Annotated in this window: 18 protein-coding genes and 1 pseudogene; 12 read left to right on the forward strand and 7 right to left on the reverse strand. The window is 68.8% G+C overall.

Annotation, left to right across the window (positions count from 1 at the left end; genetic code table 11):
- Positions 1-311 precede the first annotated feature (311 nt).
- The gene (locus GXW78_RS09980) at positions 312-1403 is read left to right on the forward strand and encodes a glycosyltransferase (protein ID WP_211868373.1); all 1092 of its coding nucleotides are present in this window, start codon (positions 312-314) and stop codon (positions 1401-1403) included.
- Between the two features lie 602 nt (positions 1404-2005).
- Positions 2006-2980, forward strand: coding sequence for a GDP-mannose 4,6-dehydratase (locus GXW78_RS09985; protein WP_211868375.1), 975 nt, complete (start codon positions 2006-2008; stop codon positions 2978-2980).
- 6 nt (positions 2981-2986) lie between these two features.
- Here the strand turns inward: GXW78_RS09985 and GXW78_RS09990 are convergent.
- Positions 2987-3941, reverse strand: a pseudogene (locus GXW78_RS09990) (IS481 family transposase).
- Between the two features lie 294 nt (positions 3942-4235).
- On the opposite strand from GXW78_RS09990, the gene gmd reads away from it, so the two are divergent.
- Positions 4236-5327, forward strand: coding sequence for a GDP-mannose 4,6-dehydratase (gmd, locus tag GXW78_RS09995; protein ID WP_211868377.1), 1092 nt, complete (start codon positions 4236-4238; stop codon positions 5325-5327).
- A 786-nt stretch (positions 5328-6113) separates the two neighbouring features.
- Positions 6114-6920: an enoyl-CoA hydratase/isomerase family protein gene (locus tag GXW78_RS10000; protein WP_211868378.1), complete on the forward strand. Its 807-nt coding sequence runs from the start codon at positions 6114-6116 to the stop codon at positions 6918-6920.
- Here the strand turns inward: GXW78_RS10000 and GXW78_RS10005 are convergent, their stop codons facing one another.
- The 3 genes from GXW78_RS10005 to GXW78_RS10015 all read right to left on the reverse strand — a co-directional run bounded on the left by GXW78_RS10005 (position 6921) and on the right by GXW78_RS10015 (position 8956).
- Positions 6921-7469, reverse strand: coding sequence for an NADPH-dependent FMN reductase (locus GXW78_RS10005; RefSeq protein WP_211868379.1), 549 nt, complete (start codon positions 7467-7469; stop codon positions 6921-6923).
- A 71-nt stretch (positions 7470-7540) separates the two neighbouring features.
- The gene (locus tag GXW78_RS10010; RefSeq protein ID WP_211868380.1) at positions 7541-8005 is read right to left on the reverse strand and encodes an STY0301 family protein; all 465 of its coding nucleotides are present in this window, start codon (positions 8003-8005) and stop codon (positions 7541-7543) included.
- Positions 8006-8020: 15 nt separating this feature from the next.
- Positions 8021-8956: a mitochondrial fission ELM1 family protein gene (locus tag GXW78_RS10015; protein WP_211868381.1), complete on the reverse strand. Its 936-nt coding sequence runs from the start codon at positions 8954-8956 to the stop codon at positions 8021-8023.
- A gap of 63 nt (positions 8957-9019) precedes the next feature.
- On the opposite strand from GXW78_RS10015, the gene GXW78_RS10020 reads away from it, so the two are divergent.
- The 7 genes from GXW78_RS10020 to GXW78_RS10050 all read left to right on the forward strand — a co-directional run bounded on the left by GXW78_RS10020 (position 9020) and on the right by GXW78_RS10050 (position 14954).
- Complete coding sequence (locus GXW78_RS10020; protein WP_211868382.1) at positions 9020-9742, forward strand: orotate phosphoribosyltransferase; 723 nt, start codon at positions 9020-9022, stop codon at positions 9740-9742.
- Complete coding sequence (locus GXW78_RS10025) at positions 9739-11388, forward strand: peptide ABC transporter substrate-binding protein (protein WP_211868383.1); 1650 nt, start codon at positions 9739-9741, stop codon at positions 11386-11388. The genes GXW78_RS10020 and GXW78_RS10025 overlap by 4 nt, the downstream gene beginning before the upstream one ends.
- Positions 11388-11774, forward strand: coding sequence for a VOC family protein (locus GXW78_RS10030; RefSeq protein ID WP_211868385.1), 387 nt, complete (start codon positions 11388-11390; stop codon positions 11772-11774). Before GXW78_RS10025 ends, GXW78_RS10030 begins: the two co-directional genes overlap by 1 nt.
- Before the next feature lie 478 nt (positions 11775-12252).
- Positions 12253-13176 (forward strand): ABC transporter permease, encoded by a 924-nt coding sequence (locus GXW78_RS10035; RefSeq protein ID WP_211868387.1) that lies wholly within the window; start codon positions 12253-12255, stop codon positions 13174-13176.
- The gene (locus GXW78_RS10040; protein WP_211868389.1) at positions 13173-13997 is read left to right on the forward strand and encodes an ABC transporter permease; all 825 of its coding nucleotides are present in this window, start codon (positions 13173-13175) and stop codon (positions 13995-13997) included. The genes GXW78_RS10035 and GXW78_RS10040 overlap by 4 nt, the downstream gene beginning before the upstream one ends.
- Before the next feature lie 160 nt (positions 13998-14157).
- Entirely contained in the window at positions 14158-14523 is a 366-nt protein-coding gene (locus GXW78_RS10045) for a hypothetical protein (RefSeq protein WP_211868390.1), read from the forward strand.
- Positions 14524-14654: 131 nt separating this feature from the next.
- Positions 14655-14954, forward strand: a complete 300-nt coding sequence (locus tag GXW78_RS10050; protein ID WP_211868392.1) for a hypothetical protein — start codon at positions 14655-14657, stop codon at positions 14952-14954.
- Positions 14955-15021: 67 nt separating this feature from the next.
- On the opposite strand, the gene GXW78_RS10055 is transcribed toward GXW78_RS10050, so the two are convergent.
- The 3 genes from GXW78_RS10055 to GXW78_RS10065 form a co-directional block, all read right to left on the reverse strand.
- A complete protein-coding gene (locus tag GXW78_RS10055) occupies positions 15022-17001 on the reverse strand; it encodes a PhoX family protein (RefSeq protein ID WP_211868394.1) in 1980 nt (659 codons plus the stop codon).
- Between the two features lie 132 nt (positions 17002-17133).
- Positions 17134-18576, reverse strand: coding sequence for an alkaline phosphatase PhoX (locus tag GXW78_RS10060; RefSeq protein WP_211868395.1), 1443 nt, complete (start codon positions 18574-18576; stop codon positions 17134-17136).
- A complete protein-coding gene (locus GXW78_RS10065; RefSeq protein ID WP_211868396.1) occupies positions 18573-20888 on the reverse strand; it encodes a molybdopterin-dependent oxidoreductase in 2316 nt (771 codons plus the stop codon). The genes GXW78_RS10060 and GXW78_RS10065 overlap by 4 nt, the downstream gene beginning before the upstream one ends.
- A 120-nt stretch (positions 20889-21008) precedes the next feature.
- On the opposite strand from GXW78_RS10065, the gene GXW78_RS10070 reads away from it, so the two are divergent.
- The gene (locus GXW78_RS10070; protein WP_211868397.1) at positions 21009-22412 is read left to right on the forward strand and encodes an aspartate aminotransferase family protein; all 1404 of its coding nucleotides are present in this window, start codon (positions 21009-21011) and stop codon (positions 22410-22412) included.
- Positions 22413-22587: the final 175 nt, after the last annotated feature.

Genomic DNA, 22587 nt, shown 5'->3' on the forward strand with positions numbered 1-22587 from the left:
CAGACGATTTTCGGTCCGCCGGTCGCCTCGTTGATTGTCCGGCGCGCTTTCGTTTCTGTGAGAGGCCTTGACCGGCAAACCTGATACGGGTTTTGATGTCTACTTCGGGAGATGAAGAATGTCGTCGATCCTGGTTCCGTTCCGTTACGCGTCGTTGGGGTGGTGACGACGTGCGGCAGTAATGGCCAAGCGAGACCGCCGTTTCGTGCATTCCCGATGAATTCAGCGAAACAGGCTGGCCAGTGAACCCATTGCACGCGCTCTGGCGCCGACTGCCGCGTCGTGCCCGACGAGAGGCCCTGTTTTCGACAATGGCGACCCTGGCGCCAAGCCCGGACCGCCCTGAGCCCGATGGCCACGGGTCGCTGACGGTCGCGGGCTATCTGAGCGCGTCGACGGGTCTCGGCGCCGCTGCGCGGCGTTTGAGCACGGGGCTGCGCAAGGCAGGGCTCGATCCCGACGAAGTGGATTTGACCAGCGCGCTCTGGCAAGGTCCTGCCTCGTCGGCGTCCAACGTCCAGGAAGGACCAGGCAGCATCATCGTCGCGGTCAATGGGCCGATGCTTCCTTGGGCGCTGCTGGTCCTGGGGCGACGACGGCTTCGCGGCAAGCGCATCATCGCGCACTGGAACTGGGAGCTTCCGGTGCTTCCGAGCGACTGGGATCGCGGCTTCCGCGCATGCCACGCCATTTGGGCGCCGAGCCATTTCGCCGGCGCGGCCTTTTCGCGTCCCGGTTCGCCCCCGGTCCGCATCTGTCCCCATTACGTCCCGCAACCGGACCCGGCCCCGCTTTCCCGCGCCGATTTCGGCTTGCCCGAGGATGCCTTCGTCGTGCTATCCGTATTCGATGCGACCTCCTCGCTGGCCCGCAAGAATCCTCTTGCTGCGATTGAGGCGCATCGGGTGGCATTCGACGATCGCCCCGACCGTATCCTCGTCATCAAGACGCACAACACCCGAAGCGCAGGATCGGCGTGGCAACAGGTGCGTGAGGCGATATCGGGGCGCCCGAATATTCGACTGCTGACCGATGTCATCCCTCGTCGTGATCTGTGGGCTCTAATGCTGGCCAGTGATGTCCTAATTTCGTTACACCGCGCTGAAGGATTCGGATTCACGATCGCCGAAGCGATGGCCGTCGGCCGCGCAGTAATAGCGACCGGTTGGTCCGGCAATATGGATTTCATGCACGGGCCGGGTACCTACGCTGTGCCTTACAGTCTCGTTCCGACATATGATCCGCAGGAAACCTATGCGGTCGGCGGCGCTCACTGGGCTGAACCTGACGTCGGAACAGCGGCGTCGATCCTGAGGAGTCTGGCCCAGAAGCCGGCACACGTACCGCAGGCTCGTTTCCCTGTGCCAGACTATCTAAATCTTCTGCGGTATTCTTCGGCTTGAACCCCATCCGGAAAGGGATTGCGTGGGTTGAATCAGTTGTGATTCGCTGTCCTTACGGACGATTCGTGAGGATAGTCGGATGGCTTGGACGGCGGAGCAGCGACATGCGGCGGGCTGGCGCGGCTGCGATATCCCTTTCGGCTGACGAGCGCTTAATGGGCGCGGGTGGCGGGTCTTGACAATCGATGCGCGTGCGGGAGGGGTCGTGGCTTCCGATGTAGAGTCTGTCGGCGTGCGCTGCGAGATGGAGATCTCATTGGAAGGAGTATTGGCGCCTAAGCCCGCTGAGAGCGTCACCTGCTTGCGCTTGCGACGCTGGGCGCCACTCATTGGGGCGCGAACCTTCGGGCCTCGCTCTGCCGCCAGCGCCTCCGTAGCGGGATCACCGCTCCAAGTCCGGCGCAGGATCAGAAACGCTTGATCGATCCACCACGCCTTTCGCTGGGCCATCGCGGTCGCCACGAACTTCGACTTGTGGTTCGGTTAGTGACGCTCGAGCCCAATCGCTCATTTGTGCCGCGACGTCTCGGGCGTGACGGCCGCGACAGCGTAAGCCTGGGCGGATGCGAGTTGTGCTCCAGTCTAAGCCGGATGCTCACGAGATGACGCGCGCGCTGATCACCGGGGTTACAGGCCAGGACGGCGCCTATTTGGCGGCCTTGCTGCTCGGGAAGGGATATGAGGTCTACGGGCTGCTGCATCGGCATGGCGGTTCGGAGGCAGTGCAGGAGCGGCTCCGGCGGCTCAACTGCCCTGGGTCCGTCACCATGGTCGACGGCAACCTGATCGACCTGTCATCCCTGATCCGCCTGCTCGATCGCGTGAAGCCGGACGAGATCTACAATCTTGCTGCCCAGTCCTTCGTGCGCATGTCGTGGGACCAGCCGCTGCTGACGACGCACGTGACAGCGATTGGCACGGCGAACGTGCTGGAGGCGGTGCGCATCGCCTCACCCAAGGCGCGGTATTTCCAGGCCAGCTCGTCGGAGATGTTCGGCCGCGCCCAGGGCGCGGCGCAGAGCGAGGCCGCGCATTTCCACCCGCGTAGCCCCTACGCCTCCGCCAAGGTCTTCGCGCATTGCCTGGTGCAGAATTATCGCGACGCCTTTGGCCTGTTCGGCTGCAACGGCATCATGTTCAACCATGACAGCCCGCTGCGTGGCATCGAGTTCGTGCTGCGCAAGATTACCGACGGCGCGGCGCGCATCAGCCTGGGCCTCGCGACCGATCTGCCGATGGGCAACCTCGATGCGCGGCGGGACTTCGGCCATGCGCGCGACTACGTCCAGGCGATGTGGCTGATGTTGCAGCAGGACGCACCAGACGACTACGTGGTCGCGACCGGACGCGCGGCATCGATCCGCGACCTGTGCCGCATCGCCTTCGCGCATGTCGGGCTGGACTTCGAGAAGCATGTCTGCGTCGATCCCGCTTTCCTCCGCCCCGCGGATGTGGACGTGACGGTCGGCGATCCAACGCATGCGAAGGACAAGCTCGGCTGGACGGCGGAAACCAGCCTGGAAGCCATGATCGCGGAGATGGTGGAGGCTGACTTGGCACGCTGCAGAGCGGGGTAGCAGGCTTTAGGTGTTTGGTCCCGGCATTTGGTGGTTCGAATCTGCCGTGAACCTTTGCGGCTTTGCGGCCCATGATCGGCAGATCGTAGGGTGAGGCCCTTCAGGGTCTTAAGGCGCCTGGCGTAGTTGTAGGCATCGAGAAACAGCGCGAGGTGTCTGCGAAGCTCGTCGTGGCTGCCATAGTGGTAGCGCTGGATGGTGGCTTCCTTGAGCGTCCTGTTCATCCGCTCGACTTGGCCGTTCGTCCACGGTTGATAGGGCTTGGTCAGGCGGTGCTCGATGCGGTTCTGGGCACAGGCGAGTTCGAAGGAGTGAGCGCGGAAGATCTCGCCACGGTCCATCGCCTCACGGATGAGCGGTGCGGCGGAGGCGGAGTTGCCGGGCGTGGTGAAGTTCTGGCCGTTGTCGGTGAGCACGGTGTGCACGCGGTAAGGCACGGCCTGCCGTAGCGCGCGGGGGAAGTCAGAGGCGATGCGCGTGGTGGCGCGCTGGTGCAATTGGGCAAAGGCGAACTTCGACGAGCGGTCGATGGCGACGAAAAGGTGGAGCTTGCCGTGCTCGGTCCTGACCTCTGCGATGTCGATGTGGAGGTAGCCGATCGGGTAGGACTTGAAGCGCCTGCGAACTGGGCTTGTCGCCATCGGTGTCAGGGAGGCGTGAGATGCCGTGGCGCTGGAGGCAGCGATGCAGCGCCGAGCGCGTCAGATGCGGGATGGTGAGCTGGAGGGTATAGAGGCAGTCGTCGAGCGGCAGCAGGGTATGACGGCGGAAGGCGACGACGATGACCTCCTCCTCGGTCGACGGGGTAGTGGAGCGTGGCTCAGTCGGCCCGGTCCGCCGATCGGCAACACCGCTCGCGCCCGCCACTTCGCGATGGTCTTGGGGTTGACGCCGTGGCGGCGGCCCAGGGCCTCACGCTCTCTGGACTATGCTGGATTGCGCGACGGACCGCCTCGGCCATGTCGGGCTGGACTACGACCGCCACATCATCGTCGATCCCGCCTTCCTACACCCTGCCGACCTGGATGTGACGGCGGGCGATGCGTCGCGGGCGCGTTCAACCTCGGCTGGTCGCCAGAGACCGACCTCGAAGCGATGATCGCGGCGATGGTCGAGGCCGATCTCGCGCGGCGGCGCGGTAGATAGCTTTGATCTCAAAAAAAGCAGATTGAATAAGCCTGCTGGCGGGTCAAAGTCCGCACACAGACGGTTTAATATTGATACCGCGTAAGCGGCTCGCAACGGGAGGAATAGGATGTCAGATCACCGTAAGGTCGCCCTCGTCACCGGCATTACCGGCCAGGACGGCTCCTACCTCGCCGAGCTGCTGCTGGCGAAGGGGTACGAGGTGCATGGCATAAAGCGCCGCTCCTCCTCCTTCAACACCGGCCGGATCGACCACCTATACCATGACCGGCACGTCCCGGGTGCGTCCTTCCGCCTGCATCACGGCGACCTCACCGACGCGACCAACCTGATCCGCATCATGGGCCAGGTGCAACCGACTGAGATCTACAACCTCGGAGCGCAGTCGCACGTCGCTGTGTCCTTCGAGACGCCGGAATACACGGCGAATTCGGATGCGCTCGGCACGCTGCGCATGCTTGAGGCGATCCGCATCCTCGGCATGGGGAAGACGGCGCGCTTCTACCAGGCCTCGACCTCGGAGCTGTATGGCAAGGTGCAGGCCGTGCCGCAGGACGAAACCACGCCCTTCTACCCGCGCAGCCCCTATGCCGCGGCGAAGCTTTATGGCTACTGGATCGTAGTTAACTACCGCGAGGCCTACGGCATCCACGCCTCCAACGGCATCCTGTTCAACCATGAGAGCCCGCGCCGCGGCGAGACCTTCGTCACCCGCAAGATCACGCGCGCGGTGGCAGCGATCAGTCTCGGACAGCAGGATTGCCTCTACCTTGGCAACCTCGATGCGCGGCGCGACTGGGGCCATGCGCGGGATTTTGTGGACGGCATGTGGCGCATCCTCCAGCAGGAGCAGGGCGATGATTATGTGCTCGCCACCGGCGAGACTTACACGGTGCGCCACTTCTGTGAACTCGCCTTCGCGGAGGTCGGCATAACCATCGACTGGCGCGGAGAAGGCGTGAGCGAGACCGGCACCGGCAAGGAGGCCAGGAAGGTTGTCGTGCGGGTCGACCCTGCTTATTTCCGCCCTACCGAGGTCGATTTGCTGATCGGCAATGCCGCCAAGGCGAAGCGAGTGCTCGACTGGTCGCACACCGTCAAGCTCCCCGAACTGGCATCAGAGATGGTCGCGGCCGACATTGCGGAGCTAAGGACCACGGCTGATTCATCGCACCGCATCTGCCAGCGGCGACAAGCGTGAAGGACCGCCGAAGGCGGCCGTTCGCGCGGCTCAGGCTCAGGCAAGACGATCGAGGGACGCAAGCGCCAAACCGTCGGCATCGCCACCAATCTCCGCTGCTGACGTCCGCCCCAGCAGCCGTTGTGAACCGCTCGGGGATTGTCGGAAATTCCAACAACAAGGTTTCGCCGGAGGTTCGTGAGCGAGCCGCACGGATAGTGCTGGGGCAACGAGCGTCTCGGTTGCCGTTAAGGTCGGTTGCACCGTAAGCGAGGCGACGCGGCCGACGACGATCCGCCACCACGAACATAAGCAAAGATCCGTGGGACGGATGCCCCGCGTTGACCATCCATCGCCTAATGAAAGGTGACCAAGTTCACCGTCGCTCGCTCGTATGAGCTAAGATCTCCCCTACAATCCAGTTCGGTATAAAGGAGTATGAGCCTCCGAACCACCCCGCCAGGTGCTTGGAGCACCTGGACCGCAATCTCCTTGTGCCGGGCATCCCTGCCTCATTGACCCCTCCAGGCGCGCGCGGTGCACAAGGCGGGTTCGGGCATCATTCCGGCAGCGGCGCCCAACGCCAAGTGAAGGTTTGCAAAGGCCCTTCGGCCTTTGCTGGGGCGGCTTGGAGGGGCAAAGCCCCTCCAATCTCGATCGCTGAAGGATCAAGATCGTCCGAAGGGTCCCGGCCGCCCCGGCAACCCAACAGCCCCGAACCCCGGCGATGCCTCTCGCGTCCGGCCCGTGCGGTTGCTGCCCCCGTCGCGGCTTCCTACTCTCGCCGCCCAGAGAGGAAATGACGCCATGAACGACACGGCACCCCCGCCCGCCGCGGAGCCCACCACCCGCGCCGCCCTCGCCGACGGCGTCCTGGAGCTGACGCTGAGCAACCCGCGCCGCCGCAACGCCCTCGCGGCCCCGCTGCGGGAGGCGCTGATCCGCCATCTCGAGGAAGGCCTCGCCGACCCCGCCTGCCGGGTCATCATCCTCACCGGAGAGGGCGGCCATTTCTGCGCCGGCGGGGACATCTCGGCCATGGGCCAGCAGACGGCGTTGCAGAGTCGCGCCCGCATGATGCGCGTCAGCCACCGCATGCTCCGCCTGCTGATTGAGGGCGAGAAGCCCGTCATCGCCGCGGTCGAAGGCCATGCGGCGGGTGCCGGCATGTCGATCGCCTCGGCCTGTGACATCGTCGTCGCCTCGCGCGCGGCCGTCTTCACCTGTTCGTTCAACAAGGTGGGGCTGGTGCCTGACCTCGGCGCGGCCTGGACGCTGCCGCGGCGCATCGGCCTCGGCCCGACGAAGGTGATGATGTTCCGGGGCAAGCCCGTGCCGGCGGAGAAAGCAGCCCGCCTCGGCCTGGTCGACGCCCTGGCCGAGCCCGGCGCCGCCCTGGACGACGCGCGCATCCTGGCGCGCGAGATCGCCGCGACCGCGCCGCTGTCGAACGGCATGGCGAAGCAACTGGTGAACCGCGGCCTGACCGCGCCGCTGTCCGAGTTCCTGAAGGCCGAGGCCGACGCCCAGGGCCTGCTCTACCAGAGCGAGGACCATCGCGAGGGCCGCGACGCCTTCATGGCCAAGCGCGCCCCATCCTTCACCGGGCGATAACTACCGCCCGGCGAAGGCCACGAAGCCCGCCAGGTAGTCACGGAGTTGCTTTTCCACCCCCGCATCGGTCAGCGCGCCGGAGGCATCGAACACCCCGCCGGCGCGCGAGACCATCAGCCGCCCGCCGGTCCACAGCTCGCAGCCGAGCGTGCGCAGCACCGGCAGCCAGGCGTTCTGCGACAGGATGGTGCCGAAGCCGCCCGGCGAGGCGCCGATCAATGCGACCTTGCGCCCGGCGAAGACGCGCGCCGCATCGGCCGGCGGCCGCGACATCCAGTCGATCGCGTTCTTGAACGGGCCGGGCATGGAGTTGTTGTACTCCGGCGTCACCAGCAGCAGCGCATCCGCCGCCGCGACCTTGTCCTTCAGCGCGGCGACGGCCGGCGGAATGCCCTCGGCTGCCTCGACATCGCCATCGTAGAGCGGGATGCCGTGAATGGTTTCGACGCCGAGTTCCGCGCCATCCGGCATCAGCCCCGCAGCGGCACGGAGCAGTGCGGTGTTGAACGAACTGCGGCGCAAGCTGCCCGACAGGCCGATGATCTTCATGGCGCATGACCCCCTGGGCTGATGACGCCGGTCGATCATCGCGAAGATGACGGCGTTCGGCCAGTGGCGGTTCAGCGGCAGGCGACCACCACCTGCTCCGGTCCGCTGACGACCCGGCCCTGCCGCATGCCACGGCTGTTCTCGCGCCGGCTGGTCACCTCGCAGCGCCGGGCGCCGGCCGGCACGGCGGCCATGATGCCGGATTCCAGCCCCTCATACCGGCAGACCAGGCGATAGGCCTGGCGGCTGTCGCCCAGGTCCCACCATTCGCGCCGCGTCCGGGGATCGGCTTCGGGGCGGAGTTGCACCCGCTCGGCCGGGTCGCCCTCGAACAGATCCGCGCCGCGTAGCCAGTGGCGCTGGCGTTCCGGCCGCACCGTCCAGCCGGGGGGAGGATGGATCTCATCGCGGGCCGTCACCTCGACGGAAGGCGGACAGGCGATCAGCACGGGCGGGCCCGGCGGGCGGGCGGGCTGCTGGGCCGTGGCCGCGGTCGCCAACAGGAGCATCGGAATCGAACCGAAGACGAAACGCATGGCAACCTCCGAGCCTCAGGAACGCAGGAATCGCTCCGCCACTGCGCGGGCGACGCGGCCGGTCTCGTCCAGCGATGCCCGCGCGAATGGTGCCGGCGCCTGGGCCAACGGTCTCGCCTGTCCGGCAGCATAGACGCTGTCGTGCAGCCGGTGGTGCCGCGGGCCGAGCCCGCCCGGATCGGCGATGAAGACCGGCACGCTGGTCGCCAGCGCCTCGGACAGCATGGAGACGGAATCGCCCGTCACCACGATCGCGTCCGCCCAGGCGAGCATCCCCGCATAGGGGTTCGGCCCATCACCGCCCCATCGATGCAGATGCTGCGGGAGCCCGCCGAGTGCCGCGGCCACCGCGGCCTCCGCGGCCGCGCCGGTGCGACGCGAACCCGTGGCGAGCACCGAGCCGGCGAAGCCTGCGACGTAGCGGGCCATGGCGGCGGCGGTGCCGGGCGCCATCCCCTCCCCGCGCGGCGGTCCGCCGAGCAGCAGGGCGACGCGCGGTGACGGCAACTCGGAGAAGGCGCGCCATTCCTCCCTCGCGGCGGCGAGGCGGCCGGGGCTCATGCGATGGGCCGCCCCCAGGATGGGCAGGATGTTGGGGGCAACCGGCGGCGAATCGTGCCGGCCGACCACCAGCAGATCGAACCGATCCTCGCTGAAGCCCGGGCGCATGCAGTGCACGGTACGGACACCCTGCCGTGCCAGCCAAAGCGCCACCGGTGCGCTGCGCCGGCCGGCGGCGATGGCCAGCACTGGCCAGGGCCGGCCGAACGCCTGCCGCGTATCGCCGGCCAGCCCAGCCAGCGTCGCCCACCGCAACGGCAGTCCGGCCAGCCTGCCCCAGGCGAGATCGACCGTCCGGAACGGCCGGCCGAGGCGCTCCGCAATCCCGATCGCCTGCGCCGCAGTGCCGGCGCGCGGGTCCGCCAGGACCCAGACGTCGTTCTCCGTCATGGACGCGGCGCGCCCCGCCGACTACGACAGCCCAGCGAAGGACCACCACCAGGACGAACCGCCATGACCGCGCTGCACGCCTCCGACTGGGACCGCGACGCCGCCCTGACCACCGCGCGCATCCTGCTCGAGATCAAGGCCGTGAATTTCCGGCCCGAGGAGCCCTATACCTTCACCAGCGGCTGGAAGAGCCCCGTCTATATCGACTGCCGCAAGATCATCTCCTTCCCCCGCGCGCGCAACCGCATCATGGAACTGGGCGTCGAGAAGATCGGCCGCCATGTCGGCTATGAATCGATCGACGTGGTGGTGGGCGGCGAGACCGCCGGCATCCCCTTCGGCGCCTGGATCGCCGACCGGATGATGGCGCCCATGGCTTATGTGCGGAAGAAGCCGAAGGGCTTTGGCCGCAACGCCCAGATCGAGGGCGAGGTGCCGATCGGCCAGCGCACCCTGCTGGTCGAGGACCTGACGACGGACGGCGGCTCGAAGATCCGCTTCGCCAACGCGCTGCGCGATGCCGGTGCGATTTGCGACCACACCTTCGTCGTCTTCTACTACGGCGTCTTCCCCGGTTCCTTCGAGAAGCTGAAGGAGATGGGGCTGAACCTGCACCACCTCTGCACCTGGTGGGACGTGCTCGAGGTTTGCCGCGAGCGCCCGTATTTCAGCGAGGCGGCGCTCAAGGAAGTGCGCAAGTTCCTCGAGGACCCGGTGAGCTGGTCGAAGGCGCATGGCGGCGTTGCGAGTGTCGATGAGGCGAAGGTGAAGGACGCGGTGGAGTGAGGCTGCGCCTCGCCGCGCTGCTGCTGGCGGCGGCCACCCCCGCTGCCGCCCAGCCGCGCGATACCCTGACGATCGGCATCACGCAGTACCCGTCGACCTACCACCCCAACATCGAGAACATGATCGCGAAGAACTATGTTCTCGGCTTCGCGCGCCGCCCGCTGACCGCCTACGGCGCCGACTGGCGCCTGACCTGCCTGACCTGTGAGACGCTGCCCTCCATCGAGAACGGCCTCGCGGTGCTGGAAACCACGCCGGAGGGTAAGCCGGGCATCCGGGTCACTTACCGGCTGCGCGAGGGGCTTCGCTGGGGCGACGGCACGCCGGTCTCCGCCGAGGATCTGCGCTTCGCGTGGGAGGCAGGCCGCGATCCCGCCACCGGCTTCGGCCCAGCGGAATTCTACCGCAGCGCCTATGAGCTGATCGTCGTCGATCAGCGCACGGTCACGCTGCGGCTCGACCGCGTCACCTTCGAATACGCCTCGATGGCCGACTTCCAGCCGCTGCCCGCGCATATCGAGCGCGCGCGGTGGGAGGCCGATCCTCGCAGCTATCGCACCCGCACCGCCTACGATACCGAGACGACCAATCCGGCGCTGTGGAACGGTCCCTATCGCATCACCGCGGTGCAGCCGGGTTCCTCGGTCACGCTGGAGCGCAACCCGGCCTGGAACGGCACCGCGCCAGGCTTCCGCCGCATCACCATCCGCGCAGTCGAGAACACGCCGGCGCTGGAGGCGCAGCTCCTCGCCGGCCAGGTGGACATGGTGGCGGGCGAGCTCGGCCTGCCGCTCGAGCAGGCCATCGCGCTGGAACGCCGCGCCGGCACCCGGTTCCGCTTCCACTACCATCCAGGGCTGATCTACGAGCATCTGGAACTGCGCCACGATCATCCGGCGCTCGGCGACATCCGCGTGCGGCAGGCGCTGCTGCTGGCGACCGATCGGGCGCAGATCAGCGAGCGGCTGTTCGCCGGCCGCCAGCCGGTCGCGCATTCGGCGGTCAATCCGCTCGACGCCATGTTCGATCCGGAGGTCCGGCAATGGCCCTTCGACCTCGCCCGCGCCCGCGCGCTGCTCGATGACGCCGGCTGGACGCCGGGCCCCGACGGCATCCGCCGCAATGCCGCCGGTGAGCGGCTCTCGCTGGAGTTCATGACCACCGCCGGCAACCGCGCGCGCGAACAGGTGCAGCAGGTCCTGCAGGGCATGTGGCGCGCCGCGGGTGTCGAGACGCGCATCCGCAACGAGCCGCCCCGCGTCTTCTTCGCTGAGACGCTGTCGCGCCGCCGCTTCCAGGGTCTAGCGATGTTCGCCTGGATCAGCGCGCCCGAGAGCGTGCCGCGCACCACGCTGCATTCGGACGAGATCCCGCGCGAAGACCGCAACTGGTCAGGCCAGAACTACGGCGGTTACCGCAACGCCGAGATGGATGTGCTGACGCACACCCTGCCCGAGGAGCTGGACGCGACGCGGCGTCGCGAGATGTGGCGGCGCCTGCAGGCGATCTATGCCGAGGAATTGCCGTCCATCCCGCTGTGGTTCCGCGCCGACGCGCATGTCTGGCCGACGTGGCTCGATGGCGTGCGGCCGACGGGGCATCTCAACGTGTCGACGCTCTGGGCAGAGGAGTGGCGCGCGCGCTGATGCTCGATCACGTCTCCATCACCGTGTCGGACCTGTCGCGCGCAGCGCGCTTCTACGATGCGGTGATGGCGGCGCTGCGCGTGCCGTGCGTAGGCCGGTCGGATGCTTCGATCGGCTACGGCATCCGCAACCGGCCTGACGACGCCGGCCACACCTACCTGTCCATCCGCGCGGCGGGCGGGCCGGTGCATGCGGATCGCCGGCATTGGTGCTTCCGCGCGCCCAATCGGGCGGCGGTGGATGCGTTCCACGCCGCCGGCGTGGCGAATGGCGGTGCGGATGACGGCGCGCCGGGACTGCGCGACTACCATTCGCAATACTACGCGGCGTTCCTGCTTGATCCGGACGGGAACCGGGTGGAGGCGGTGTGTCACTGCGCGCCGTAAGGCCGGGGGAAAGTGAATTCCCCCGGACCCCCTTCTATTTCTATCCGTTGCGCTGCCGCGTCGGGCATCGCGCGATGGTCACGATCCCGACTGTCGCCCCAGGCTCCGGATGGAGGCTTCCAAAGGCTCCTCGACCTTTGGTGGTCTGGGTGCGGGGAAGGCAACACCCCATTGGCGCGAAGGTTGGATTAGAGAGGGTCTCCGCCCCTCTCCGAATCTCTCCCCGCCAGGCCATGGATGGCCTGGACCGCCGTGACTTGGCGCCGGCCGCGAAAACCAATTCGCCTGATCTCAAGACCCCTTCGTGCGCAGAGCCGTATGACAGCGACGTTTCGATCCCATGCGCGCAGTGCCAGATCGAGGTTCGCAAAGGCCTTTCGGCCTTTGCCGGGGTAGGGTTCGGGAAGGGGCAGAGCCCCTTCCTGATCCACCCGCCACCGCCAATCTTCGTGGGCCAAAGCCCTTCCGGTTCGCGCTCATGATCGCGAAGCGCCTGCTCCAGGTCGCACTTACCCTTGCGATCCTGTCCTTCTGTGCATTCGCCCTCATCGCGCTCATGCCGGGAGACCCCATCGAGGTCGCCATCGCCGGAGACCCGCGCCTGTCTGCCGAGGATGCCGCGCGCCTGCGGGCCTTGCATGGCCTCGATCGCCCCTTCACCGAGCGCTACCTCGCCTGGGCATCGGGCCTGCTGCGGGGCGAGTTCGGTTATTCGCGCCTCTTTGCCCAGCCCGTCGCCTCGCTGCTCTGGCCGGCGCTGCTCTCCACGCTCACCCTCGCGGGCACGGCGCTGCTCATCGCGCTTGCGGCCGGCATCGCGCTCGGGGCGCTGGCGGCGTCGTGGCCGCGGGCGGCGCCCTTCGTCGATGCCGTCGCGATCATGGGCCAAGCGATGCCGACCTTCTGGCTCGGCATGCTGCTCATCATTGCCTTCGCGGTCACGCTGGGTTGGCTGCCGGCGGGCGGCGTCGCGGAGAGCGGCGTCGGCCTGTCCTTCCTGATCCTGCCGGTCGCGACGCTGGCGGTCGCGCATCTCGCCGCCTATGCACGGCATTCGGCAACGAGCCTGGAAGCCACGCTGACCGAGCCATGGGTGCGCACCGCCCGTGCCCGCGGCGCCTCGGAACACCGCGTCCTGTGGCGGCACGCCTTCCCCAATGCCGCGCTGCCGATCCTGCAGATCGCCGCGCTCGACGCCGGCGCGCTCGCCGGCGGCGCGCTGGTGACGGAAACGGTCTTCGCGCGTCCGGGAATGGGCAAGCTGCTCTACGACGCCGTGATGGGCAACGACACGAACCTCGCCCTCGTCGCGCTGCTGCTGGTGGCGCTCGTGACGATGCTCGCGACGCTCGGCGCAGACCTCGCGCAGCGCGCGCTCGATCCCCGGCTGCGTGAGCGATGATCCGCCTCGCCATCGGTCTCACCCTGCTTGGCCTCCTCGCGATCGCGGCGGTCGTCGCGCCGATGGTCGGCGACGCGCTCGGCCACGACGCCTTCACCCCGGACCTCTTCGCGCGGTTCGAGCCACCATCGGCCACGCACCCGCTCGGCACGGACGACCTCGGGCGCGACATCCTGCTGCGACTGCTCTACGGCGCGCGGGTGTCCCTCGCGGTCGGGCTCGCGGCGGCCCTGGCGGCGACCACCATCGGCACGGCCGCAGGCGTCTTCGCCGCCTGGCGCGGCGGCATCGCGGATGCGCTCGTCATGCGTCTTGCGGACTTCATGCTGGCGCTGCCCGCCCTGCCGCTGCTGGTGCTGCTCGCCGCCGCGGACCCGTCCCGCATCGGCCTGCCGGCGCGCGGGGAAGCGGCGGGGGACGTGATGCGGATCGTCGTGATCCTGGCCCTGTTCGGCTGGGTCGGCGTCGCGCGGCTCGCCCGGGCCGCGGCGCTGGCGACGCTGTCGCGCGACCATGTCCGCGCCGCGCGCGCGCTTGGCGCTACCGAGACGCGCATCCTGCGCCGTCACGTCCTGCCGGCGCTGCTGCCGCCGGTTGCGGTCGCCACCGCCCTGGCCTGCGCGGGCGCGATCCTCGCCGAATCGACGTTGTCCTTCCTTGGGCTCGGCATCAGCCCGCCGGCGCCGTCCTGGGGAAACATGCTGGCGAATGCGCAGGAACTGGTCTTCAGCGCCCCCTGGGCGGCCGTGTGGCCAGGCCTCGCCATCATGGCGACCGTCGCCGGCTGCACGCTGGTCGCCGACGGGTTGCGGCGGCGATAGCACCGCCGCCGGCTGGCCTCGCCGGGCCGGGTTTCATCACCCGGGACCACGCGCCATCTTGCCAGTCATCGCGGGCTGTCCGACATGGCCCAGACTGATCGCCGGAACCTCTGCTGCCAGGGAGAGCAGATCGATGCCCAACACCCCGCTCGCGAAGTCCATGCTGGACCTGCTCTCGCATATCAGCCTGCCCGCCGCCGGCAGGCAGTTCGCGCCGGCCGACACCCCGCTGGCGGACCCGACGGCACGCCTGCCCAGCAACATCGACGGCACCGCCGCACTGCTCGACCAGCTGCTGTCCGAGGTCGAGGACGACCTGCGCGAAGGCCGCAGCCGCGCCGCGGGCACCGCGCTTGGCATTGCCGGCACGCGGCTCGCACTCGAGGAGGTGCGCAACAGCCAACCGCCCCGGCATGTGGAATGGCTTGCCGCCTATCTGCGCAGCGCGGCGGCCGAACTGGCAGCGAACGAACCTGCCAAGGCCCTGAAGGCGGTGCGCCTCGCGCGGCTCTCGCTGCGCCCGTAAACATGTCGAATCAGTCATTTATCCGATAGTCTTACGACAGGATAGGAGGTGTAGACGCCGATGTAAGGGACGGATCCCCTCGACCGTGCCGACCGCTCCATGGTCCTACCGGCCGAAAGGATGACCCTCTGATGTTCCGCGCCTTCCTCCTCGCCGCCGGGCTGATGCTTGCCCTCGGCACGCTCAGCCCCGCCGATGCGGCCCGCAGCCGCACCCGCGCCGCCGGGACGGAGGCGACCGCCGCCTCCACCGATGCGCCGCGTGCCTCCTCCCGCCGCAGCCGCCGCACCGAGGCGAACCGCCAGCGCCGCAACCGTGGCTCGGCCAGCGCGTCCCGCCAGCGTCGCGGGACGCAGACTGCCTCGGCGGCCGGCACGCGCCGCGGTTCGCGCAGCGGCAGCAGCGCGCCGGCGCCGGTGACGCAGCAGTAATCGAAAAGGGGGCCGCGAGGCCCCCTTTCCATGTCAGACAGCGGCGCGCGGCCTCATGCCGTTCGCGTCACTCGCCGATCGTCCCCTCGCCGCGCTTCACGATGGCGATCACCGAAGGCCGCGGCGGCATGGCGTCCTGGAAGTCCGGCCAGCGCGTCGACGGCCGGTCGAAGGACGATCCGCGATCCTCGGCCGGATGCTGGATGGCGAGGAAGATCGTCGTGTCGTCGGGCGTGAAGCACGGCCCACAGACCTCCGCCCCGGTCGGCGCCTGGTAGAACAGCCGCGTCAGGGCCCGCCCCGGCCCCTGCGTATCGGCGGCATAGAGCCCATCCGCCACACCCGCCGCGCCGGGCGCGCCGTCGGTCGAGATCCAGATGCGGCCCTTGGCGTCGAAGGCGCAATTGTCCGGGCAGGACAGCCAGCCCTGGTCGCTGGTCGCTCGATGATAACGCGCCCCGGCATCCTGGCCGGGCCGGCCGGCGAGCAGGAAGACCTCCCACCGCGCCTCCGTCGCCGCATGGTCGGGGCGACCGTTCGGCGCCGGCGGCACGATCTCGATGATATGCCCGTGCGCGTTGCGCGCGCGCGGGTTGACGGGGCTCACCTGGTCTTCCCGGCGGTTGCCGTTGTTGGTGAGGATGACGTAGGTCCGGCCCGTCACCGGGTTGGTCTCGACATCCTCGGGCCGGTCCATCGGCGTCGCGCCGAGCAGGTCGGCGGCGCGCCGGGCGTTGATCATCACCTCGGCCTGGCTGGGGAAGCCGTTCGCCGGGGTCAGCGGGCCCTCGCCATGGGTCAGGGGCAGCCACTGCACCTTCCCGTCATCGGCAAAGCGGGCAACGAACAGCGTGCCGTCATCCAGCAGGTCGCGATTGGCCGCGCGGTCATTCGGGTTCCACGGCCGTGCCGTGACGAATTTGTAGACGTAGTCGAACCGCTCATCGTCGCCGGAATAGAGCACGACGCGGCCGTCGGGGTTCACGACATGCGTGCAGCCCTCGTGCTTGAAGCGACCGAGGGCGGTGCGCTTCACCGGCTGGCTCTGCGGATCGTAGGGGTCGAATTCGACGATCCAGCCGAAGCGGTTCGGCTCGTTCGGCTCCTTGTCGAGATCGAAGCGCGTCTCGAAGCGGCCCCAGGGGAACATCGCGCGCTCGACGATGCCGTAGCGGCGATACGCCTCGGCCTGCGGACCGGTCTTCGCGGCCGCGCCGCTGAAGTAGTAGTTGAAGTTCTCCTCGGTGGTGAGGATCGTGCCCCACGGCGTGTTGCCGCCGGCGCAGTTGTTCAGCGTGCCGAGCACGCGCGTGCCGGTCGGGTCGGCGCTGGTCTTCAGCCAGTCGTGGCCGGCGGCCGGGCCGCTGACGCGCATCGGCGTCTCGCCGGTGATGCGGCGGTTGAAGCGGCTGTCGGCCACCGCCGCCCAGCGGCCGTCGGTACGGGCGATCTCCACGACACTGAGGCCGTGGGCCATCATCTCGACCTTCACCTGCTCGGCCGTGGTGCGGTTGCGCGCGGCGGAACCGGCGCCGAGGCCGGGGAACATCAGCTCGGCATTGCTGTATTCGTGGTTCACCACCAGCAGGCCGCGATCGGCGCTGCGGGAACCCTGCGGCAACGGCTGGAAGTCGATGAAGTCGTTGTTGTAGCCGAACTGCATGGCCTGCGCGGCCGGGGTCTGCGCCGCCGGATCGAAGGCCGGCGCGTCGGGCAGCACGGCATCGCCCCAGCGCAGCAGCACCTGGATCTCATACCCCTCCGCGACCGCGTCGCGCTGGGCGAGCTGGTGGCGCAGTTCGGGGAAGGTCAGGCTGGACGGGCCGCCTGTCATCGGCACCTGCGCCGAGGCTTCCCGGGCGCCGGCCACGAGCTGGTCGGCCAGCGTCGCCGCGGCCGCGGCGCCGCCGAGGCCGCGCAGCGCGGCGCGGCGCGTCAGGCGGCGGTCGACGAGTTCGCCGATGGTCTCCCGCGGGTCCGGGTTGCTTCCGATGTCCTCGATCTCGACATCGGTGGCTACTGCGTCAACGGGATACGTGTCGGGCATGGGCTCCGTCCGTGAAGGGTGTGCCCCGCGAGGGACAGGCGCCACGGACGGCGGTCCGCGGCGGCACGGTTTTGACCGCACCGCCGAGACGCTGGAACTGCTGCTCGTGTGAAGAATCCGTTGCAGCCGGCGTCAGCGCGCCAGGACCAGCACCGCGCTGCGCGGGGGCTCATCGGGATTGAAGGTCGGCCAGCGCGTGGCCGGCGCGGCCCAGGTCGCGCCCGGGGCCGCGCCGGGATGTGCCACCGCGGCGAAGACCGTGCCGTCGGCCGCCACGGCCGCGCCGCCCGCCGCGGCACCCGCCGGCATGGCGGCGAGCAGGGCCGGCCGGCCGCGCTCACCGCCCTCGACGCCAACCCGGTACAGAGCCTCGGGCAAGGCGCCGGGGCGCTGACCCCGATCGGTGCCGACCAGCAGCGCGCCGTCGCGGTCGAAACCGAGCGAGGCCGGGGCCCAGGGCCAGGCCGGTGCCGAGGGCTGCGCCTCGCCGCGGCGCGTGGGCTGGATGGTGGCCTCGCGGCCGTCCAGCAGAGGCTCCGCGATACCGGTCTCGGCGGCGGCATCCCCGGCGGCGGCGCGGATCTCGATCACGCGCCCAGGCCCGCCGCTCATCGCGATGCAGAGCCGGCGGCGTTCCGGGTCGAACGCGACGGCCCGGGCCTGGTCGAAGGGGGTCGCTCCCACGTCGCGGGCCACAGCAAGCGCGTCGCCGTCCGGCAGCGGCAGCCAGCGCAGCGATCCGCCCTCGATGCGCGCGGCCGCCATTCGGCCGGTATCGAGGGCAAGCGCGCCGGCTGCCTCGTCGGACACGAAGCGATAGAGGTATCCACCCGGCCGGCCATCCACCATCCAGACCACCGCGCGCCCATCGGCGGCGAGGCCGGCGGCGGCGTCGACCGCGCCGAAGCGCCCGGTCGCGAGCCGCTTGACCGGCACCGAGACCGGGTCCGACGGATCGAGTTCCACCAGCATGCCGGTGCCGGCAGGGTCTACGCCCGGCAGGCGCCCGGCCCATGCGGCGGCCGCGCCTTGGGCGAGCAGCACGCTGCCCCAGGGCGTAGCGCACCCGCCGGTGACGCCAAGGATGCCGGCCGATGGTCCGCCATCGCTACCGATCCGGCACAGCGTCGCCGACGTCAGCCGGCGGTTCTGGTACCCGCCGTCAATCACCAGCCAAGTGCCGCCGCGGCGGGCGAGGTTGAGCAGCGTGACGCCCTGCATCGCACCGGCCACATCCGGCCGGTCCCGCCCGCCGGGGAAGGCCATCCCCGCATCGACAGTCGGATGCGCGACAGCGAGCACGGCCCGCGCCACGCCGTCATCCGCCGCCTGCGTGGAGATCGCAGCAAGGATGCGGGCGTCCCAGCCGAACTGGGCGGCGGCGGCCTCGGCGGTCGGGCGGGCGGGCTCCCAGGCCGGCGCGTCGAAGGTGACGCGATCGCCCCAGCGGATCAGCAGGCTCTGCTGGAGGCCCGGCACCACCGTCGTGTCGGGGCGGATCGTCAGCGGCTGGGCGCGTAGCGCCGTCGCGGTGAGAACCAGCGGCGCGGCCAGGAGAGCACGACGGTCCATCATGCTGTGGCCTCCTCGATCGGTGGTGGGACATGGGCGCGCACGGGTGGCAGGGCCTCGGTCCATTTCTCGACCTGCACGAGGCAGGATTGCGCGGAGGGACCCTGGCCAAGGCGCGACGTGCCGATATCCGGCGTCAGCACGTTGGGGTTGCCATGGACGCAAAGGCTGCCTGGCACGCCGGGTTCCAGCGGATCGTACCAGGCGCCTGTCGCCATCATGGCAACGCCGCGCATCAGGCCAGGATCGGTGCGCAGGCCACCAAGGCAGGCGCCGCGGTCGTTGAAGACGCGCACGATGTCGCCGGGCGCGATGCCGCGTTCGGCGGCGTCTTCCGGGTTCAGGGTGATGGGCTCGCGGCCCTCGATCTTGTCGGCGGCGGCGACGCGGCCGGGGTCGAGCTGCCCATGCAGCCGCGTCGCGGGCTGAAAGGACAGCAGATGCAGCGGAAAGCGCTGCGCCTGCTCGCCGCCGAGCCATTCGCGCGGTTCGATCCACACCGGATGGCCCGGCGCGTCGTTGTAGCGGAAGGAGGCGATGGTCTCGCTGAAAAGCTCGACCTTGCCGGATGGCGTATCGAGCGGGTGTTCCTCGGGATCGAGGCGGAATTGCGCGAACTGGGTGTACTCCTGACCGTGCGTCGGCGGGTCGGCCTCCCACCAGCCCTTCGCCCAGAAGCTGTCGAAATCCGGCGTGTCGTAGCCAAGGCGCGCGCAATTCTGACGCCATTGCTCGAACAGATGGCGCAGCCAGGCATCCTCGTTGCGCTGCTCCGTGAAGCGGTCGCGGAAGCCGAGTTCCTCGGCGATGTCGGCGAGGATGTCGTGGTCGTTCCGCGCCTGGCCGACCGGATCGATCGCCTTGTGCATGGCGCGCACGAAGCGGTCGCGGCCGCTGCTGGCGATGTCGTTGCGTTCCAGGGTGGTCGTCGCCGGCAGCACGATGTCGGCGTGGCGCGCCGCGGCGGTCCAGTGCTGTTCCTGGATGATGATGGTCTCAGCCTGCGCCCAGGCGCGTAGCATGCGGTTCAGATCCTGGTGGTGATGGAATGGGTTGCCGCCGGCCCACCAGATGATGCGCGCGTCGGGGTAATTCTGCGTGCGCCCGTTGAAATCATAGGCGCCGCCGGGGTTCTCCAGCATGTCGGTGATGCGCGCGACGGGGATGAAGGCGCCGGTCGGGTTGCGCGTGGCGGGCATGGAGAAGGACGGCACCTCATGCCGCGGTTCGCCCATGCCGTTCACGCTGCCATAGCCATAGGCGACGCCCTCGCCCGGCTTGCCGATCTTGCCCAGCATCGCGGCGAGCGCAGCAAGCATCCAATAGGGCTGCTCGCCGTAGTCGGCACGCTGGAGCGACCAGGTCGCGGTCAGCATCGCGGGGTTATCCGCGAGTTCCAACGCGATGCGGCGGATCGTCGCGGCGGGAATGGTGGTGATGGGCTCGGCCCATTCCGGTGTCTTGGCCACGCCGTCGCTCTCACCGGCGACGTAGGCACGCAGCTTGTCCCAGCCCACGCAGCGCGTGGCGAGGTAGTCGCGATCCTCCCTGCCCGCCGCGATGATCACATGGGCCATAGCCAGCAGCATCGCCGTGTCGCTGCCCGGACGGATGGGGACCCATTCCGCACTGCACCAGTCGGGCACGTCGGCGCGGTTGGGGGATATCTGGATGAAACGCAGCCCCGCCTCCGCGGCGCGGCGCAGGTTGATCTCGTTGGAATGCACACCCGCCGCGCCCGAGGTGACGAAGCCGTTGCGCAGCGGCAGCCCGCCCAGGCAGAGCATCACCTTCGAATGCCGCGTGATCGCCGCCCAATCCGTGGTGCGGCCGAGCAGCACCTCGTTCGTGCCGAGGATATGCGGCAGCAGCGCCTGCGCCGCGGCGTAGGAATAGGCGTTGATCTGCCCGGTATAGCCGCCGCCCAGGCCGAGGAAGCGCTGCAGCTGGCTGCGCGCGTGGTGGAACCGCCCGGCCGAGGACCAGCCATAGGAACCGCCGAAGATGCTGGTCGGGCCGTGTTCGGCACGAACGCGCCGCGTTTCCTCCGCCACCAGTCGCACCGCACGGTCCCAGGAGACGGGGATGAAGGGGTCACCGCCACGCAACGCGCCCTTGCGGCGGCCTTCCAGCCAGCCTTTGCGGATATGGGGCCGGTCCACGCGACAGGCGGCGTGGACGACGTCTGGCACGGCCTCGATCAGGCTGCCCGGGAACGGGTCGCGATGGAATGGCCTGACCCCGACCACGCGCCCATCCCGCACCACGGCATCATAGCTGCCCCAATGAGCGGCATGCGGCTTGATCTCGGTCATGGTTGGCTCCTTCGCGCGGCAAAGTGGCGCGCGGATGGCCGTGCCGCAACCGCGCCCCTTGGGGCGGGGCGCGTCCGGGCCTAAGGTGCGCCCTTCTTTCGCCCGGAGAAGGCCCTTCCCATGACCCCGCCGCGCAATTCGAATGCCGCTCGCGACATCGCGAACGTGCTGCACCCCTACACGGACGCGAAGGCGTTCCAGCAGACCGGCCCGCTGGTCATCACCCGCGGCAAGGGCGTGAAGATCTACGACGACCAGGGCAAGGAATACATCGAGGCGCTGGCCGGGCTGTGGTGCGCCTCGCTCGGCTTCGACAATGAGCGCCTGGTGAATGCGGCGACCGAGCAGATGCGGAAGCTGCCCTTCTACCATTCCTTCACGGCGAAGTCGCACGAGCCGATGATCGATCTGGCGGAGATGCTGATCGAGCGCGCGCCGTCGAAGATGAGCAAGGTCTTCTTCGGCAATTCGGGGTCCGAGGCGAATGACTCCGCGCTGAAGATGATCTGGTACATGAACAACGCCATGGGCAAGCCGAACAAGAAGAAGGTGTTCGCGCGGCTGAAGGCGTATCACGGCATCACGCTGGCCGCAGCGTCGCTCACCGGCCTGCCGGCGAACCACAAGCTGTTCGACGCGCCGATCGCCAATGGCCGCTTCATCCATGTCGGCACGCCGCACCACTACCACGAGGCGAAGCCGGGCGAGTCCGAGGAAGACTTCGCGACCCGCCTTGCCGAGGAGCTGGAAGCCAAGATCATCGCCGAGGGTGGCGCGGACGAATGCGCCGCCTTCTGGGCCGAGCCCGTCATGGGCGCCGGTGGCGTGCTGGTTCCGCCGAAGACCTATTTCGAGAAGGTCCAGGCGGTGCTGAAGAAGTACGACATGCTGTTCGTCGCGGACGAGGTGATCTGCGGCTTCGGGCGCACCGGCAGCTACTGGGGCTCGCAGACCTTCAACATCCAGCCCGACGTGCTGGTCTGCGCGAAGGCGCTGTCCTCCTCCTACCTGCCGATCTCGGCGGTGATGGTGAATGAGCAGGTGTTCCAGGGCATCGCCGAAGGCTCCTCCACCGTCGGCACCTGGGGCCACGGCTTCACCTATTCCGGCCACCCCGTCGCCGCCGCCGTCGCGATCGAGACGCTGAAGATCTACGACGAGACGAAGATCGTCGATCACGTCGCCGAAGTCGGTGCCCACATGCAGGCGGAACTGCGCAAGCGGTTCTCCGACCACCCGATCGTCGGCGAAGTGCGCGGCGTCGGGCTGATCGGCGCGATCGAACTCTCCGCCGACAAGGCCGCAAAGAAGCCCTTCGACCCGGCGAAGAAGGCTGGCCCGCGGCTGTGCAAGCTCGGTGAGGAGAACGGCGTGATCCTGCGCGCAATGGCCAATGACAGCATGGGCTTCTCACCGCCGCTGGTGATCACCAAGGCGGAAGTGACGGAGATGCTGGATCGCGTGGCGAAGTCGCTCGACGCGCTGGCGGTGGAGCTGCGGCGGGAGAGCATCGCCGCGGTGTGACGGGTGCCATTGGAGAGGGGCGCCGCCCTTCTCCAAGCCTCAAGGCCCGCGGCCTTTGGAAATCGTTCCTGCTGCCCGGGCGCCGCGGTCCCATCGCCCAGTGCGTCATGATGCGCGACGTCGACGTCCGCGCGCATCGGGCATCCGGCGCCAAGTCAAGGTTTCCAAAGGCCCT

Source organism: Neoroseomonas terrae, assembly GCF_018129025.1.
GTDB lineage: Bacteria > Pseudomonadota > Alphaproteobacteria > Acetobacterales > Acetobacteraceae > Neoroseomonas > Neoroseomonas terrae.

Coding starts and splice junctions, on each gene's coding strand:
- GXW78_RS09980 (WP_211868373.1), top strand. CDS start 312: ATGGCGACCCTGGCGCCAAGCCCGGACCGCCCTGAGCCCGATGGCCAC.
- GXW78_RS09985 (WP_211868375.1), top strand. CDS start 2,006: ATGACGCGCGCGCTGATCACCGGGGTTACAGGCCAGGACGGCGCCTAT.
- gmd (WP_211868377.1), top strand. CDS start 4,236: ATGTCAGATCACCGTAAGGTCGCCCTCGTCACCGGCATTACCGGCCAG.
- GXW78_RS10000 (WP_211868378.1), top strand. CDS start 6,114: ATGAACGACACGGCACCCCCGCCCGCCGCGGAGCCCACCACCCGCGCC.
- GXW78_RS10005 (WP_211868379.1), bottom strand. CDS start 7,469: ATGAAGATCATCGGCCTGTCGGGCAGCTTGCGCCGCAGTTCGTTCAAC.
- GXW78_RS10010 (WP_211868380.1), bottom strand. CDS start 8,005: ATGCGTTTCGTCTTCGGTTCGATTCCGATGCTCCTGTTGGCGACCGCG.
- GXW78_RS10015 (WP_211868381.1), bottom strand. CDS start 8,956: ATGACGGAGAACGACGTCTGGGTCCTGGCGGACCCGCGCGCCGGCACT.
- GXW78_RS10020 (WP_211868382.1), top strand. CDS start 9,020: ATGACCGCGCTGCACGCCTCCGACTGGGACCGCGACGCCGCCCTGACC.
- GXW78_RS10030 (WP_211868385.1), top strand. CDS start 11,388: ATGCTCGATCACGTCTCCATCACCGTGTCGGACCTGTCGCGCGCAGCG.
- GXW78_RS10035 (WP_211868387.1), top strand. CDS start 12,253: ATGATCGCGAAGCGCCTGCTCCAGGTCGCACTTACCCTTGCGATCCTG.
- GXW78_RS10040 (WP_211868389.1), top strand. CDS start 13,173: ATGATCCGCCTCGCCATCGGTCTCACCCTGCTTGGCCTCCTCGCGATC.
- GXW78_RS10045 (WP_211868390.1), top strand. CDS start 14,158: ATGCTGGACCTGCTCTCGCATATCAGCCTGCCCGCCGCCGGCAGGCAG.
- GXW78_RS10050 (WP_211868392.1), top strand. CDS start 14,655: ATGTTCCGCGCCTTCCTCCTCGCCGCCGGGCTGATGCTTGCCCTCGGC.
- GXW78_RS10055 (WP_211868394.1), bottom strand. CDS start 17,001: ATGCCCGACACGTATCCCGTTGACGCAGTAGCCACCGATGTCGAGATC.
- GXW78_RS10060 (WP_211868395.1), bottom strand. CDS start 18,576: ATGATGGACCGTCGTGCTCTCCTGGCCGCGCCGCTGGTTCTCACCGCG.
- GXW78_RS10065 (WP_211868396.1), bottom strand. CDS start 20,888: ATGACCGAGATCAAGCCGCATGCCGCTCATTGGGGCAGCTATGATGCC.
- GXW78_RS10070 (WP_211868397.1), top strand. CDS start 21,009: ATGACCCCGCCGCGCAATTCGAATGCCGCTCGCGACATCGCGAACGTG.